Source organism: Pseudomonas avellanae BPIC 631 (assembly GCF_000444135.1).
Classification (GTDB): Bacteria; Pseudomonadota; Gammaproteobacteria; order Pseudomonadales; family Pseudomonadaceae; genus Aquipseudomonas; species Aquipseudomonas avellanae.
In genome coordinates this window covers 1-15,488 of the sequence record NZ_ATDK01000279.1, presented here as the reverse complement: position 1 = coordinate 15,488, position 15,488 = coordinate 1, and the positions used below count along the sequence as shown (strand labels likewise).

The 15,488-nt window shown below is 60.5% G+C and carries 11 protein-coding genes; 5 read left to right on the top strand and 6 right to left on the bottom strand.

The features are described from left to right. Positions 1–255 precede the first annotated feature (255 nt). On the top strand, positions 256–1,665 hold the full coding sequence (locus tag DW49_RS0116540; protein WP_005619157.1) for a short-chain fatty acid transporter: 1,410 nt from the start codon (positions 256–258) through the stop codon (positions 1,663–1,665). On the opposite strand, the gene DW49_RS0116535 is transcribed toward DW49_RS0116540, so the two are convergent. From DW49_RS0116535 to DW49_RS0116525, 3 genes are all read right to left on the bottom strand, one after another. Then, a complete protein-coding gene (locus tag DW49_RS0116535) occupies positions 1,655–1,996 on the bottom strand; it encodes an antibiotic biosynthesis monooxygenase family protein (RefSeq protein ID WP_024420855.1) in 342 nt (113 codons plus the stop codon). The two genes, DW49_RS0116540 and DW49_RS0116535, sit on opposite strands and share 11 nt — an antisense overlap. Continuing rightward, positions 1,993–2,727 (bottom strand): CTP synthase C-terminal region-related (seleno)protein, encoded by a 735-nt coding sequence (locus DW49_RS0116530; RefSeq protein ID WP_005619162.1) that lies wholly within the window; start codon positions 2,725–2,727, stop codon positions 1,993–1,995. Before DW49_RS0116530 ends, DW49_RS0116535 begins: the two co-directional genes overlap by 4 nt. Before the next feature lie 108 nt (positions 2,728–2,835). Continuing rightward, complete coding sequence (locus DW49_RS0116525) at positions 2,836–3,768, bottom strand: 2-hydroxyacid dehydrogenase (RefSeq protein WP_024420857.1); 933 nt, start codon at positions 3,766–3,768, stop codon at positions 2,836–2,838. A gap of 220 nt (positions 3,769–3,988) precedes the next feature. On the opposite strand from DW49_RS0116525, the gene DW49_RS0116520 reads away from it, so the two are divergent. Continuing rightward, positions 3,989–5,146, top strand: a complete 1,158-nt coding sequence (locus DW49_RS0116520) for a glycerophosphodiester phosphodiesterase (RefSeq protein WP_005619166.1) — start codon at positions 3,989–3,991, stop codon at positions 5,144–5,146. Positions 5,147–5,190: 44 nt separating this feature from the next. On the opposite strand, the gene DW49_RS0116515 is transcribed toward DW49_RS0116520, so the two are convergent. Continuing rightward, a complete protein-coding gene (locus tag DW49_RS0116515; protein WP_005619168.1) occupies positions 5,191–7,377 on the bottom strand; it encodes a TonB-dependent receptor in 2,187 nt (728 codons plus the stop codon). Positions 7,378–7,632: 255 nt separating this feature from the next. On the opposite strand from DW49_RS0116515, the gene pssA reads away from it, so the two are divergent. Next, a complete protein-coding gene (gene pssA / locus DW49_RS0116510) occupies positions 7,633–8,976 on the top strand; it encodes a CDP-diacylglycerol--serine O-phosphatidyltransferase (protein ID WP_005619170.1) in 1,344 nt (447 codons plus the stop codon). 73 nt (positions 8,977–9,049) lie between these two features. Here pssA and ligD read toward each other — a convergent pair whose 3' ends face one another. Together ligD and ku are read right to left on the bottom strand one after the other, a co-directional pair. Beyond that, the gene (gene ligD, locus DW49_RS0116505; RefSeq protein ID WP_005619172.1) at positions 9,050–11,605 is read right to left on the bottom strand and encodes a DNA ligase D; all 2,556 of its coding nucleotides are present in this window, start codon (positions 11,603–11,605) and stop codon (positions 9,050–9,052) included. Positions 11,606–11,625: 20 nt separating this feature from the next. Next, complete coding sequence (gene ku / locus DW49_RS0116500) at positions 11,626–12,525, bottom strand: non-homologous end joining protein Ku (protein WP_005619173.1); 900 nt, start codon at positions 12,523–12,525, stop codon at positions 11,626–11,628. Positions 12,526–12,925: 400 nt separating this feature from the next. Between ku and ssuD the strand changes: the two genes are divergently transcribed. Further along, positions 12,926–14,065 (top strand): FMNH2-dependent alkanesulfonate monooxygenase, encoded by a 1,140-nt coding sequence (ssuD, locus tag DW49_RS0116495; protein ID WP_005619175.1) that lies wholly within the window; start codon positions 12,926–12,928, stop codon positions 14,063–14,065. Further along, complete coding sequence (locus tag DW49_RS0116490) at positions 14,065–15,171, top strand: sigma-54 interaction domain-containing protein (protein ID WP_005619177.1); 1,107 nt, start codon at positions 14,065–14,067, stop codon at positions 15,169–15,171. The genes ssuD and DW49_RS0116490 overlap by 1 nt, the downstream gene beginning before the upstream one ends. Positions 15,172–15,488 lie beyond the last annotated feature (317 nt).

Below are 15,488 nucleotides of genomic sequence, written 5' to 3'. Positions count from 1 at the left end.
ATCCCCCGGATCAGCGACAGAGCTCAGCCGTCACTTACGTCGCACTCTGCGTCGCCAGTGCCATCGCGATAAAAAGCGCATTTATGTGCAGTGATTACGGGTAAGGCGTGACGCTGTGTGGCCGTACAGATGTGATGCAGAGTGTCACCCAATTCACTCTGACCCGCAGCGCTGGAATGAGAGATTTAGATGAATGCGCCTCTCGTTCCACGCGCCGGTAAACCCCAATAATAATGACAAAAAGAGGTGCCTCTGATGGCCGCCAACATCGAAGAAAGCCGCTCCGCCCGATTTGCCTTGCGGTGTGCCGTCTGGGCTGAGCGCTGGTTTCCGGATTCATGGGTATTCGCCGCGCTGGCGGTGGTCATCGTCACGCTGGCGACGCTGGCCATCGGTGCGCGTCCGACCGACGCCGCCAAGGCCTTCGGAGACGGTTTCTGGAGCCTGATTCCGTTCACCATGCAGATGGCCTTCGTGGTCATCGGCGGTTACGTGGTTGCCAGCTCGCCGCCCGCCGTGCGCCTGATCGACCGCCTGGCACGCGTGCCGCGCAACGGCCGCTCGGCAGTGGCCTGGGTGGCGCTGATTTCAATGCTGGCCTCGCTGCTCAACTGGGGGCTGTCACTGGTGTTCGGCGGTTTGCTGGTGCGCGCCCTCGCCCGCCGCACCGACTTGCGCATGGACTACCGCGCAGCCGGTGCCGCAGCCTATCTGGGGCTTGGCGCGGTATGGGCGCTGGGGCTGTCATCGTCCGCTGCACAGTTGCAGGCCAACCCGGCCAGCCTGCCGCCATCGATTCTGGCGATCACGGGGGTGATTCCTTTCACTGAAACCATCTTTCTCTGGCAGTCCGGGGTCATGCTCGCAGCGCTGGTCGTCATCTCGCTGATCGTCGCCTATGCCACGGCCCCCGGCCCCAACAGCGCCCGCGATGCCAAGGCCTGCGGCATCGACCCGGCGTTCAATCTGCCGCCACTGCCCGTCAGAACCCGGCCGGGCGAATGGCTGGAATACAGCCCGCTGCTGATTATCCTGATGGTTCTACTGGGGGTTGGCTGGCTGTTCAACGAGTTTTCCAACAAGCCTGCAATCACTGCGATCTCGGGGCTCAATACCTACAATTTTCTGTTCATCATGCTCGGTGCGCTATTGCACTGGCGGCCGCGCAGTTTTCTCGACGCCGTGGCGCGGGCCGTGCCGACTACCACCGGCGTGCTCATTCAGTTCCCGCTGTACGGCTCGATCGCCGCCTTGCTGACCACGGTCAAAGGCGCTGATGCCCAGACCCTGGCGCATTACATTTCGACGTTCTTCACCAGCATTGCTTCCCACGACACCTACGCGATTCTGATGGGCGTCTATTCGGCGATTCTAGGGTTCTTTATTCCCTCGGGTGGCGGTAAGTGGATCATCGAAGCCCCTTATGTGATGCAGGTGGCCAATGACCTGCAGTATCACCTCGGCTGGGCAGTGCAGATCTACAACGCAGCCGAAGCCTTGCCCAACCTGATCAACCCGTTCTACATGCTGCCGCTGCTGGGCCTTAAAGCAAGGGACCTGATCGGCTTTTCGTTCGTGCAGTTGCTGGTCCATGCGCCGCTGGTGCTGTTTCTGCTCTGGGCGCTGGGCACCACGCTGACGTATACGCCGCCGATCATGCCCTGATACTAAAGTGGTTGAACGAATAATCGCGCTCAACCTTGCAGATCCGCGTGGCAAACGCCTGATACCAATGCGCGCGGCCCTGCTCGCGGACTTCGGCGTGCTCGGTTTGCTGCTTCCAGGCCAGGATCGCCGCCTCGTCGGTCCAGTAGGAAACGGTCACACCCAGCCCATCGTCGCCACGCGCTGACTCCACACCCAGAAAGCCCGGTTGCTGACGGGCCAGTTCGACCATCCGCTGTGCGGCCGTTGCGTACGCCTGCCCCTCGTCAGGCGTACGCAACGAGGTGAACACCACCGCGAAGTAAGGCGTGGGAAAACGTGCCGCAATCACGAAGCGTCACCCGCTGCAGAAGCGATGCAGGCGCGCAGAAAGGCGTCGACCACCGGTGGAATTGTGCCCAGCAGTGCCGCACGCTCCGACTGGAACAGTGTGGCGACGAAGAACGGATGCCCCTGCAATTCAATGCAGCGCACATCACCTTCCGGGCCTCGTCCACTGACGTTCAAGGCTGCGCCGAACAGCGCTGATTCCAGCTCGCTGCGCAGACCATAGCGGCAGTGATAGCGCTCTTCGATATCCAGCGTGCCGTAGGCCTGAGCGATCAGTGTGTCGGGTTGCAGATGAATCGGTGCCAGGGCATCGACCAGCGAGCAACTGAGCGGCGCAATAATCACGTTTGCCGCATCCGGCGCAGTTTCGCCATGCTCCGCATCCGCCCAGCCCAGGCAGTTTCTTGCGTACTCAACCAAGGCATGCTGAAAACCGCCGCACGTTCCCAGAAACGGCACCAACCCCTCGCGGGCAAAACGGATCGCTGTCAGCGCACCCTGCATCTCCTGATACGGGCTACCCGGCACGCACCACAAGCCGTCAAACTGCCCTAGGCGCGCGCCGTCACCGATCTGCGGCGTCGGCAACCATGTAATGGCGACCTGAACCTGTAATGCGTCGGCAGCCATCTGCAACGCCAGCGGGATCGCCTGATGCGCGGGCACCTGGGCGATGAAATCCCCTACCAGCCCGATTTGCAATGTTCTGACCGCTTTGTCTGCTACGCCCATGCCCTGCTCCCCATTCGGTTTTGTGCAATCGGAGCGGACTATAAACAGGCAAAAGCGCAATCAGAATGGGCGGTCCGGCAAGACGCTGCATGCAGCGCTGCACGGTCCTCATTCGGTGATGGGCGTGAGCACCGGCTGCCCGGCAAAAAACGCCAACAGGTTATCTTTGACCCTTTGCACGCTATCCCTCGACGCTTCGGGCGACAGGCCTGCCACATGCGGCGTGAGCACCACGTTGTTCAGGGTCTTGAACACGTCAGGCACCTTCGGTTCGTCATCGAAAACGTCCAGCGCTGCCCCGGCAATCTGCTCATTCTCAAGTGCCCTGACCAGCGCACCGGTGTCCACAACGCTGGCGCGGGCGATATTGACCAGAAAGCCGTCAGGCCCCAGCGCTTCCAACACCTGCGCATCGACCAGATGTTGCGTGCTGTTGCCACCGGGCGTGGCGATGATCAAAAAGTCCGACTCGGCCGCCAGCGCCTGCGCCGTTTCATGCCAGGTGTAGCTGCAGTCGTTACGCGGCTTGCGGTTGTGATAGCCGATGACGATGTCGAATGCAGCCGCACGCTTGGCGATCGCCAGACCTACCGCACCCAGACCAATGATCCCCAGGCGCTTGCCTGCCAGTGACGGCCGCACGGCCTTGCGCCACTCACTGCGGCGTACCGAGGCGTCTGCCTGTGGAATATCGCGCACCAGCGAAAGCAACAATGCCAGCGCATGATCGGCCACGGTAGGCGCGTTGACCCCGGCGCCATTGGTGACGGTAATACCTCGTGCCTGTGCAGCGGGCAAATCGACCTTCTCGTAGCCGGCACCGCTCACACAAACGATGCGCAGGTGCGGCAACGCGTCCATTTCCTCAGCGAAAAACCCCAGTGGCCCACGCGTGACAACAGCGCTGATGTTCTGCCCGTGAGTGGCAATCGCCTCGGCGCGTTTTTCGGCCGTCGGGGCGCGAATCAACTGGAAGCCGCTGCTTTCCAGGATCGGCAAATACGTGTCCAGATTTTCGACCAGCACCAATACCGTTGTCATGTGCGCTCCTGTTCGGTCATCAAAACGCTGACAGTAACGCGACTCGGTGCATTTGTGCAGCGCCACACCGTCATAAAGTGGACGCATTTGCTGGACAGACTGAGGCACAACCCACCTCGGCAACCCGATAGTGCGCTATCGTTGCGTGCAGCACGGTGACCAGCGACGGTAGTGGCTGGTTCAGTCGAACGCCTTCCACCTAATAAGGAACCCACCGCCCATGCACGGATTTTCCACCACGCTGTTGACCACGACCCTGTTGAAAAAGACCCTCCTGGCCGCGGCGGTCATGTCGGGCCTGATGCTGTCATCCGGTATGGCAGCGGCGGCGGATGCGCCGGGCAAGGTGTTGAGCGAAAAATACGGCCTGCCCTGGCCCGCCGCGATCGCCCATCGCGGTGCCTCGTTTGACGCACCGGAAGAAACCATCCCGGCCTATACCCTGGCGCGGGATCTGGGTGCGGACTATCTGGAAATGGACATCCAGCGCACCAAGGATGGCGTGTTGATAGCGCTGCACGACGACGTGCTGGAACGCACCACCAACATCGCCCAAGTGTTCCCCACGCGGGTCAAGGACCCGGTCAGCACCTTCACGCTGGCGGAACTCAAGCAACTGGACGCAGGCTCGTGGTTCAACAAGGCCTATCCGGACCGGGCGCGCGACAGCTACAACGGCTTGCAGATTCTGACCCTGGACGAAGTCATCGACATCGCCGAGGGCGGCGCCAACAAGCCGGGTCTGTACATCGAAACCAAGGTGCCGAACAAGTTTCCCGGCGTTGAAGCCGACCTTAAAAAAGTGCTGGCCAAGCGTGGCTGGCTCACCCAGCGCCCCGCAGCGGCTGCCGGGCATGTCAACGTCGCGCACATGCCGGGTCGCGTCGTGTTGCAGACCTTCGAGAAACAGAGCCTGGAACTGCTGCAAAAAGAAATGCCGCAGGTGCCCAAGGTGCTGTTGCTGTGGATTGGCGAAGGGTCGATAGAGCCTAAATCCAGCGTCACGTTCAAGGACTCGGGGGCCAAGGACAAGGCCAGCTATTACGCAGCGCAGGAGGTCAAGTCGCCGGAAGAATTCCAGAAGTGGATTGACTGGGCCAAAGCCCATGGCGCGATCGGCACCGGCCCTTCGTCGCAATTGGCCCAGGGCGGCGACCAGAGCTACATGGACCTGGTCAAACCCTGGATGAACAACCTGACGCATGAAAAAGGCATGGTCATCCACCCGTATACCGTGGACGACGCGGCGGACTTCAAGCGCATCCGAAATGACGGTGTCGATGGCTTCTTCACTAACCGCACCGCTGAACTGTTGAAGTTCTATGGCCGGCCAGCGAAAGAAAGTATCGATGCCATTCTGAAGCGTAACGGCTACTGATCGAGCGGCTGGCTGCATCCTGCGATGCAGCCAGCGCCGATTCATCAGAAATCGAGGGTGCCGGACAGCTTCAAGGTGCGTGGTTCGCCCTGAGTCAGATAGCCACCGTAGGCTGATTCCCAATAATCCTTGTTCATCAGGTTTTCGACATTGGCACGCAGCGTGACGTCCTTCTGCGCCACGTTGAAGGTGTAGCGCGCGCCCAGATCGAAACGGTTCCAGGCAGGAATGCTCAGCGTGTTGGCGGCGTCGACATATTGCCCACCGGTGCGCAGCATGCGCGCATTGATGGCAGCGCCTGCAATACCTGGCACATCCCAATCGGCACCGGCATTGAACTGGAAGGTCGGCACACCAATGGCCCTGTTGCCGTCGTTGCTGCCACCGGATGTGCCGCTCACCTCGGTGTCCATCAGGGTTAGACCGGCCAGCAGACGCAGGCCGCTGACGGGCTCGCCGAACACGTTCATTTCCACGCCACGGTTGCGCTGTTCACCCTCGCGGACGTAACGCGTTCCGGTTCCATCCTGAATCTGATAGCCATCGGTCGGCTGTTCGATGCGGTACACACCCAGGCTTGCGCCGAACGTGCCCATGTCCAGCTTCACGCCCGCTTCTACCTGTTTGGAGCGTGCCGGTGCGAACACCTCGCCGGGGTTGATCGTCACGGTGCTCGGCGCTGTCGGCCCCTGCGCCAGACCTTCAATGCGGTTGGCATAGAACGACACATAGCGCCAGGGCTTGAACACCAGCCCATAGACCGGCGTGGTAATCGCCTCGTCATACAGCGCGTTGCGCGGGCCACTGCCGTAGTCATAACCCTCGACACGCAGTTGCTGGCGACGCAGGCCTGCCGTCAACAACAGGCGGTCATCGAAAAAACCCAACGTATCGGAGAACGCTACGCTGCGCATGCGGCTCTTGCCGATGATGCCCGGATCACTGAGGTCGCCGCCCGAGAAGCTGTCCAGCGCAGGACGCGTTGTTTCAACAGGCTCGTAAAGGTTGCTACTCGCAGGGCCGCCAAACAAATAGGCACTACGCTGCTCGGTCCAGATGCCGGACAGGCCGACGTTGACTTTGTGACTGACCGCGCCGGTCTGCAGCTTGCCGTTGATGCCGGCCATGGCCGTCTTATTGTCTTCGTCGTGCGGGATCGAAGACGGTGACGCGGTGATGTTGCCTGCGGCGTCGTTGATGGTCGGCGAGCCGTAGATTCCGTTTTCACGGGTGTGCTTGGCACCGGCTGCGGCGTACAGCGTCCAGTCGTCATTGAGGTCGTACTCGGCCCGGCTCATGCCGAAGGTGTCTTCGGTTTCGGTCCAGGTCCAGTTCGGCGCGTAATTGGTGTCGGAATCCGGCGCATGTGGCACGCGGGTCAGGCCGCTGCCGACGAATACCGTGTTGCGGCTCTGATTGATGCGCTGCTTCTGGTAGGCAAAATCGCCGGAAAGACGGAAGTTGTCACCCCGATAATCAAGCCCCAGGGCAAACAGCTTGCTGCGATGCTCTTCGTCCTCGACGCCGGTTTCGCCTTCGCGCTGAGACAGATTCAGGCGCGCACCGAAACGATTGCCCTCGCCGAAGCGCTGGCCGAGGTCCAGATGCTCGCCGATCCGGCCATCGCTGCTGATGTCGGTAGTAAAACGCCGCGTCGGTGTGTCCTGCGCACGCTTGGGCTGCAGGTTGACGCCGCCGCCAATCCCGGAGCCGGTCGGGGTGACACCGTTGATGAAGGCATTGGGGCCTTTGAACACTTCAACCCGCTCCAGCGCATCGGTCGAGATGATCTGGCGCGGCAGCACGCCGTAGAGGCCGTTATAGGAAATATCGTCGGTGGTCAGCTTGAGGCCGCGAATGACGAAGATCTTCGAGGCGTTGGCATAGCCGCTTGACTGGCGCACCGACGCATCGTTGAGCAGTACATCGCCGATGTCTTCGGCCTGCTGGTCCTCGATCAATTGTTCGGTGTAGCTGGTCATAGTGAACGGCACATCCATGATGTCGGCATTGCCCAGCACGCCAAGCTGCCCGCCGCGAGCCACCTGCCCGCCTGCGTACACGGGCGGCAGCGCGTGCGGGTCGGCCTTGTCGGCGCTGATGTCGGTCTCGCCGAGGACCATCGGCCCGTCCTGCTGACTGGCAGCAGCCGTGGCGGCCCAGGCCGAAGAACCCATGGAACAGCAAAAAGCGAGCAACGTAAGGCGCATCGGGATCGATGAGGTGTGCATGAAGAGGTCCTGCTGACGGGATGAGCGAGATCGGAAGAAACCTTCCTGGAGATGACCGACTCAGTGGATGCGAAATGCTACCATATGCTACTGGGAATGCTTATCATTTATTTGTATGCGAAAAGTTACACGGTGGGCGCTTATCGCTGTGCGCTTCGCATCACACAGCAATGCTTTGAAACAGGTCGGAGACAGCCACCTGAGCGCGACTCTCGTGTAAGCTCCTACCCTGTTGGTTTTCCCATCGAGAGGCCTATGCAGTCCACTTTCCGACGCTCGACCCTGGCAGCGCTTCGCGGTTTTGCCTTGCCGAGCGATGCAATCACCATTGTTCCGTCTGCCGCCGACTACCGGCGCTGCCTGCTGGAGAAGATCGCTTCGGCCACGCGGCGCATCTATATCATCGCGTTGTACCTGCAACAGGATGAAGCCGGGCAGGAAATCCTCGACGCGCTGTACGCCGCCAAGGCTGCACGGCCCGAGCTGGACGTGGTGGTGCTGGTCGACTGGTTTCGCGCCCAGCGCGGCCTGATCGGTGCCGGTCGGCAACCGGGCAACTCGACCTGGTATCAGGCGCAGAACCTTGAGTACGACGAAGAAGTGCCGATCTATGGCGTGCCGGTGCAAACCCGCGAGCTGTTCGGCGTGCTGCACCTCAAGGGCAGCGTGATCGATGACTGCGTGATCTACAGCGGCGCGAGCATCAACAATGTCTACCTGCACAAGCTCGACAAATACCGTCTGGATCGCTATCACCTGATCGAAAGCGCGCCGCTGGCCGACTCTTTCGAGCACTTGGTGCAGCGGGAAATACTGCCCTCAGCCGCCGTGCACCGTCTGGACCTGCAATCGCCGCCGAGCTCTCGCAGCCTGCGCAGCGAAATCCGCGCTTTTCGCGGTGACTTGAAACGCGCCACGTACGACACGTCGGCAGGCGACAAGGAAAACGGCCAGTTGCGGGTGATTCCGCTGCTGGGTGTGGGGCCGCGTAACAGCCTCAACCGCGCAATCTGCGACCTGATCGCCTCCAGCAAGATCCAGCTGACCATCTGCACACCGTATTTCAACCTGCCCGTAGCGGTTACCCGCGAGGTCAATCGGGCGCTCAAGCGCGGCGTGAAGGTCGATATCATCATTGGCGACAAGACCGCCAACGATTTCTTTATCGACCCGGACGAGCCGTTCAAAGTAATTTCGGCCCTGCCCTATCTGTACGAAATCAGCCTGCGACGCTTTGCCCACAAGCACCAGAAGGCCATCGCCCAGCATCGCCTGAACGTGCACTTGTGGAAGCACGGCGACAACACCTTCCATCTCAAGGGCATCTGGGTCGATCAGCGTTATACGTTACTGACCGGCAACAACCTGAACCCTCGTGCGTTCAACCTCGACCTGGAAAACGGCTTGCTGATTGATGATCCGCAGGGTCAGTGGTCCGACCTGCGTGAAGCGGAAATCGCCCAATTGATGCGCAACACACAACGCGTCAACCAGTACGACGAGCTCGACACCCTGGCCAATTATCCCGAAGGGGTGCGCAAGTTCCTCAAGCGGGTCAGCCGGGTCAGGGTCGAGCGCTTGCTCTACCGGATTCTCTGATATCTGTTCTGACCGCCAACCTGTAGGCGTCCTGCCTGGCCGGTTGGCGGCGAAATAGAAGACCCGCCTGATTTCAAGGCCGTTTAGCCCCCAGCTGCTTCCACATCTTTTGCGTGATTTTGCGCCGGTTGCTGTAACCGGCCCATGGGTCATCCTTGAGCTGGCTCAAGCGTTGCTCAAGGTTGGTGATGTCCCATTGTGCCGACGACGTCAGACCGGTCAGCTCATGCAGCGCAATCGGCACCGAGACCGGCAAACCCGGCCGGGCGCGTACCGAGTAGGCGGTCACTGTGCTGCCGCCGCGACTGTTGCGCAGGTAATCGATGAAAATCTTGCCGACCCGGTTTTTCGGTCCCATGGTTGCAGTGAAGCGTTCCGGCAACTGACGGCTGATGAACTCGGCGATGGCCTTGGCGAAAGCTTTCACGGTGTCCCACTCGGCCTGTCGCGCCAGCGGCACAATAATGTGCATGCCTTTGCCGCCACTGGTCTTGAGAAAAGCTTCAAGCCCTAGCTCCTCCAGTACGGCGAGGACCATTTGCGTAGCCTCGATCATGCTGCGCCAGGGCAGCGCCGGGTCCGGGTCAAGGTCCAGCACAAAATGATCCGGCGTTTCGATCCTGTCGCGGGTCGCGCCCCAAGTGTGCAACTCGATGGCGCCCATCTGCGCCGCGCCCACCAGCGCCTGCACAGAGTCGATCTCCATCAGCGCGGCGTGGCCGGGGTCCAGCGCGCGATCCAGTTGCCTGATATGCGGTATGGCGAGGTGCTCGGCGTGTTTCTGGAAAAACTGCTCACCTTCGATGCCTTCCGGACAGCGCAGCAACGCCACTGGCCGCTTGTTCAGGAACGGCAGAATCCAGTCGGCAATCGACTCGTAAAACTGCGCGAGCTCGATTTTCTTCGTGCCGGTCTTGCTGTCGATCACCCGCTGCGGATGACTGATGCCAGTGCCCGCCACATCGACCTTGCCTTGGGCAGTTTTCTTGCCGGGCTGCCTGGAGGGCTCAGGAGTGACTGACGCAGCCTTGGCTGGCTGAGCCTCTTCACGCACCACATCGGCAGCTGGCTTGTCACTGCGCAGGCCGAAAAAAGCTGCCTGACGCACGATGCCCTCGCGAGTCCACTGCGCAAATTCAGCTTCGCAAACCAGCGTCGGCTCGACCCACTGCACCCCGCGCGCCTGCGCCGAGGTCAGTTTTTTCGCCAAGGGCGATTCCTCGCGGTGCAGCGGTTTCAGCTGCTTGTGCACGTGTTTGAGCGTCGCCTCGGTAAACCCGGTGCCGACCCGTCCGGCATACACCAGCCCTTGAGCATCGTCATTGACCGCCAGCAATAGCGCGCCGAACGCCGAGCGGCTGCCTTGCGGCGCGGTATAGCCGACGATCACGAATTCCTGGCGCGACCGGCATTTGAGCTTGATCCAGTCGGCATTGCGCTTGCCGACGTACGCGCTGCCAGCGCGCTTGCCGATTACGCCCTCCAGGCCCATCGCGGCAGCACTGGCCACAATGTCCTGATGCCCGGCCTGAAACGCATCCGAGTAGCGCAACAAGCGGCTGCGCTGACTGCCCAGTATTTGTTTCAAAGCGTCGCGACGCTGCTCAAGCGGCACTTCGCGCAGGTCTTCGCCGCTCAGAAACGGCATGTCGAACAGGTAATAGAAAATGTTTTTGCTGTGCCCCGCGTCAAAGGCATTCTGCAGCCCCTGAAAATCCGGCAGCCCTTGCTCGTCGAGCACCACCACTTCGCCGTCGAACCAACTGTCCTGCAACTTCAGGCCCTTGAGCGCCTTGGTCAGCTCGGGCAACTGATCGGTCCAGTCGTTGCCGTTACGGGTGAACAGGCGCACCTCATCGTTCTGGATACGCGTCAGCATGCGATAGCCGTCAAACTTGATCTCGTACAGCCAGTCGCCCGCAGGTGGCGCATCGACCAGTGTCGCCAGTTGCGGCGCAAGCGTGTCCGGGAAAACGACGTTCGCCTTTTCGGGCGCGGGCTTGCGCGCAGGCTTCGCTTCAACGGCCCTGGCTTTGGGCTTTGCTGGCGCTGAACGCCCTGCCCCGACGTGCGCACCACTGATCACGCTTTGCGGTTGCGCCTCGGTGATGTCGTATTCGACGGCAGGCCGCGCAATGTCGTCCTTTTCCTTGATCAGAAGCCATTGCTCTTTGCTGCCGCTGCCTTTGAGCCGGGTACGTACCAGCGCCCACTCGCCGCTGAGCTTTTCGCCGATCAGGGTGAACTTGAGTTTGCCGTCCGCATAGGTCTTGCGTGGATCACCATGGGGTTGCCAGATGCCCCTGTCCCAGACGATTACATCGCCTCCGCCGTACTGGCCCTTCGGAATGCTGCCTTCAAAAGCGGCGTAGTCCAGCGGGTGATCCTCGACATGCACGGCCAGACGCTTCTGTTTCGGGTCCAGGCTGGGGCCTTTGGGCACCGCCCAGCTCTTCAGCGTACCGTCCAGTTCCAGCCGAAAATCGTAATGCAGGTTGCGCGCATCGTGCTTCTGAATCACAAAGCTCAGTGCACCTGACCGCGCTTTGCCTTTACGCTTGCTCTCTGCAGGCTCGGAGGTGACGTCGAAGTTGCGCTTGCGCGTGTATTCGCTGGCGGGCTTGGCCATGGCCGGTTTCTCCTTAGGGCTCAAGAAGCTTTGCCGGTGTTCTTGCGCGCGGCAGGTCGTTTCGGCTTAGGGCTTTGCTTCTCTGCGGCCTTGTCCCTGGCAGCAGGCTTGCGTACTTTACTGGCGCTGCTCTTGCCTGCCAGGCTGCGGCGCAGCAGATCGGTAAGGTCAATGACATCGGCGCTCTTGCGCTCCTCCTGGCCCGGATCAGTCTCGACATCCTCGATCTTGCCTTCACCGGCTTTGGTTTCGACCAGTTGCATGATCTTTTCCTGAAACGTGTCGTGGTACTGGTCAGGCTGCCAGTCTGCGCTCATGTCCTTGACCAGACGCTTGGCCATGTCGCGTTCGCTCTTGGTCAACCTGGCATCGGTTACGGCCTCGGTCAGCTCCAATGCGTCGAGCTCACGCACATCGGCGGGCCAGCGCAGGATCACCATCACCAGTGCCGACTCCAGCGGCATGACCGCCGCCAGGTGCTCGCGGGTGTGCAGCACGACATTGGCCAACGCGACCTTTTTGGTATCGACCAGCGTTTCGCGCAACAGCGCATAGACTTTTTCGCCACGCTTGTCGGGGGTCAGAAAATAAGGCGTGTCGATGTTCTGCAACGGAATCTGCTGGCTGTCGACGAAAGCAAATATGTCGATGGTCTGGGTCGATTTGGGGTGCGCAGAGCGAATCTCCTCTTCACTGAGCACCACGTAACGGTCCTTCTCGTGCAGCACACCCTTGACGATATTTTCCTTGGTAACTTCCTTGCCGGTGACCTTGTTGATTCGCTTGTAGCCGACCGGGTCCATGCTGCGCTTGTCGAGCCAGTCAAAATCGACACTGTTTGACGTGGTCGCAGAAACCAGTGCGACGGGGATGTGCACCAGTCCGAAGCTGATTGCACCTTTCCAGATTGCCCTTGCCATGGTCTTACTCCTGTTGGTCGTGAAAAAGTGACAGGAGCGGCAGAGTAAAAGTTTCGACAGGCTGACGAGCGCCGGAAAACCCGCGCAAGCATCAGTTTTTTTCCAACCGACTGCGCAAACTGTCAACGCTTTGGCTCGGCATTTTGCCCACTGTTCAGTGCTGCGTTTAACGGCGAAACTCCCGCCAAAGCCTTATTGCAGAGGGGTTTCAGTGGAGGACGCTGAAGATTTCCAGCCTTACATATTCTTTTACGATCTAAAAATATGGTTTAACGTTATTTTGCGGAATAAATCAGACGAACTATAACTGGGCCCACCTCGAACGCTGTTGGTGAACTGTCTGCAACCCAACAGTTGGTCCCGTCAGCATTCACCCGCTGATCACTCCCAAGGATTTGTCATGAACGTTTTCTGGTTTCTTCCGACTCACGGCGACGGCCATTATCTGGGCACGACAAAGGGCGCACGTCCCGTCACGCTCAACTATCTGAAGCAGGTAGCCCAGGCTGCCGACGACCTTGGCTATTACGGGGTGCTGATTCCGACCGGCCGCTCCTGCGAGGATTCGTGGGTCATCGCTTCGGCTCTGGTGCCGCTGACCGAACGTTTGAAATACCTGGTGGCGATTCGTCCGGGGATCATTTCCCCTACCGTCTCTGCGCGTATGGCTGCGACCCTGGATCGTCTGTCCGGTGGCCGCCTGCTGATCAACGTGGTCACCGGTGGCGACCCGGACGAAAACCGTGGTGATGGCAGCTTCCTCGATCACAGCGAGCGCTATGAAGTCACCGATGAGTTTCTGCAAATCTGGCGTCGTGTATTGCAAGGCGAAGCGGTCGACTTCGAAGGCAAGCACCTGCGCGTGCAGAACGCCAAAGCCCTGTATCCGCCTATTCAGAAGCCATATCCGCCGTTGTATTTCGGGGGTTCCTCCGATGCAGCGCACGATCTGGCCGCTGATCAGGTGGACGTTTACCTGACCTGGGGCGAGCCGCCGGCAGCCGTCGCGCAAAAACTGGCTGACGTGCGCGAACGTGCAGCACGCAAGGGTCGTACCGTGAAATTCGGTATTCGTCTGCACGTGATTGTGCGCCAAACCAGTGAAGAAGCCTGGAAAGCTGCGAGCACCCTGATCGAACACATCAGCGACGAAACCATCGTTGCCGCGCAGAAATCTTTTTCGCGTTTCGACTCGGAAGGCCAGCGGCGCATGGCTGCCTTGCATGATGGGCGTCGCGACAATCTGGAGATCGCGCCTAATCTGTGGGCTGGCGTTGGTCTGGTGCGTGGCGGCGCGGGTACGGCGCTGGTCGGTAACCCGCAGGAAGTGGCAGAGCGCATCAAGGAATACGCCGACCTGGGCATCGAGAGCTTCATTTTCTCGGGCTACCCGCACCTGGAAGAAGCCTACCGTTTTGCCGAACTGGTCTTCCCGCTGCTGCCCGAGCCTTACGCCAGCCTCGCCGGGCGAGGTATCACTAACCTGACGGGCCCGTTCGGCGAAATGATCGCCAACGATCTGCCCCCGCAGGCCAAGTGATGTCCGGGCAACTGCTGACCTTACCGCACTCGCCTGCGCTGGCGACCTCGATCAGGGCCACCGCGCAGGTATTCGAGGACCCCAAGTCCAGAGCCCTGCTCGCTCATGTGCGCCAAGTGGCGCCGAGCGACGCCAGCGTGCTGATCATCGGCGAGACCGGCACCGGCAAGGAACTGGTTGCACGACACGTTCACGAGTTGAGCGCCCGACGTGACAAGCCGTTTGTGGCGGTCAACTGCGGCGCGTTCTCCGAAAACCTGATTGAGGCCGAGCTGTTCGGCCACGACAAAGGCGCGTTTACCGGTGCAATCAGCGCCAAGGCCGGCTGGTTTGAAGAGGCCAACGGCGGCACGCTGTTTCTCGATGAGATCGGCGATCTGCCCATGACCCTGCAGGTCAAACTGCTGCGCGTGCTTCAAGAGCGCGAAGTGGTTCGCCTCGGCTCGCGCAAGAGCATCCCGATTGATGTACGGGTGCTGGCGGCTACCAACGTGCAGCTGGAAAAAGCCATCAATGCCGGGCATTTCCGCGAGGACCTGTATTACCGGCTGGACGTGGTCAATCTGGAACTGAGCCCGTTGCGTGACCGGCCGGGCGATATCCTGCCACTGGCCCGGCATTTCATCGAGGTCTACAGCCAGCGTTTACGCCATGGCCCGGTGCGGATCAGTGCCGAGGCCGAGCACAAACTCAGGACCTACAGTTGGCCGGGCAACATTCGCGAGCTGGAAAACGTCATTCACCACACGCTGCTGGTCTGCCGCGACGGGATCATTCAGCGTGATGACCTGCGCATGTCCAACCTGAGGATCGAGCGTCAGGACGAGCAGAATCCAGCGGACGAGTCGGCCGAACAGTTGCTCAACCGCGCGTTTCAGAAGCTGTTCGAAGAACAGGCCGGTGCGTTGCACGAGAAGGTCGAAGACACGCTGCTCAGAACGGCGTATCGCTTCTGCCACCACAATCAGGTACACACCGCCAGCCTGCTGGGCCTGACCCGCAACGTGACCCGCACGCGCCTGATCAAGATTGGTGAGCTGGCGGTCAACAAGCGCCGACCGGGTGAGAATGTGCAGGGCGACAGGATGTTGCACTTGTCGGTGTGAGGCAGCGTTCAGCGCTATACATAAATCTCCTGGGAGCGAGCTTGCTCGCGAAGAGGCCGGTGCAACCCCGCAAACAGGGCGTTTGGACCAACGTCTTCGTGAGCAAGCTCACTCCCACAAGAATCTGTATTGCGCCTTCACACAGCGGTTTTGCGAGGTCAGTTGGGTATGCTCCAGGCTCAAGTCACCTTTTCGCCTCTCGGCGCCCTACTTTGATGGGACCAAAGTAGGCAAAAACCCTGGCTCCGTTTCCGGCCCGACTTCGTCGGGTTCCTTCGCCCTGACACTTACGTCGCACTCTGCGTCGTCAATGCCAT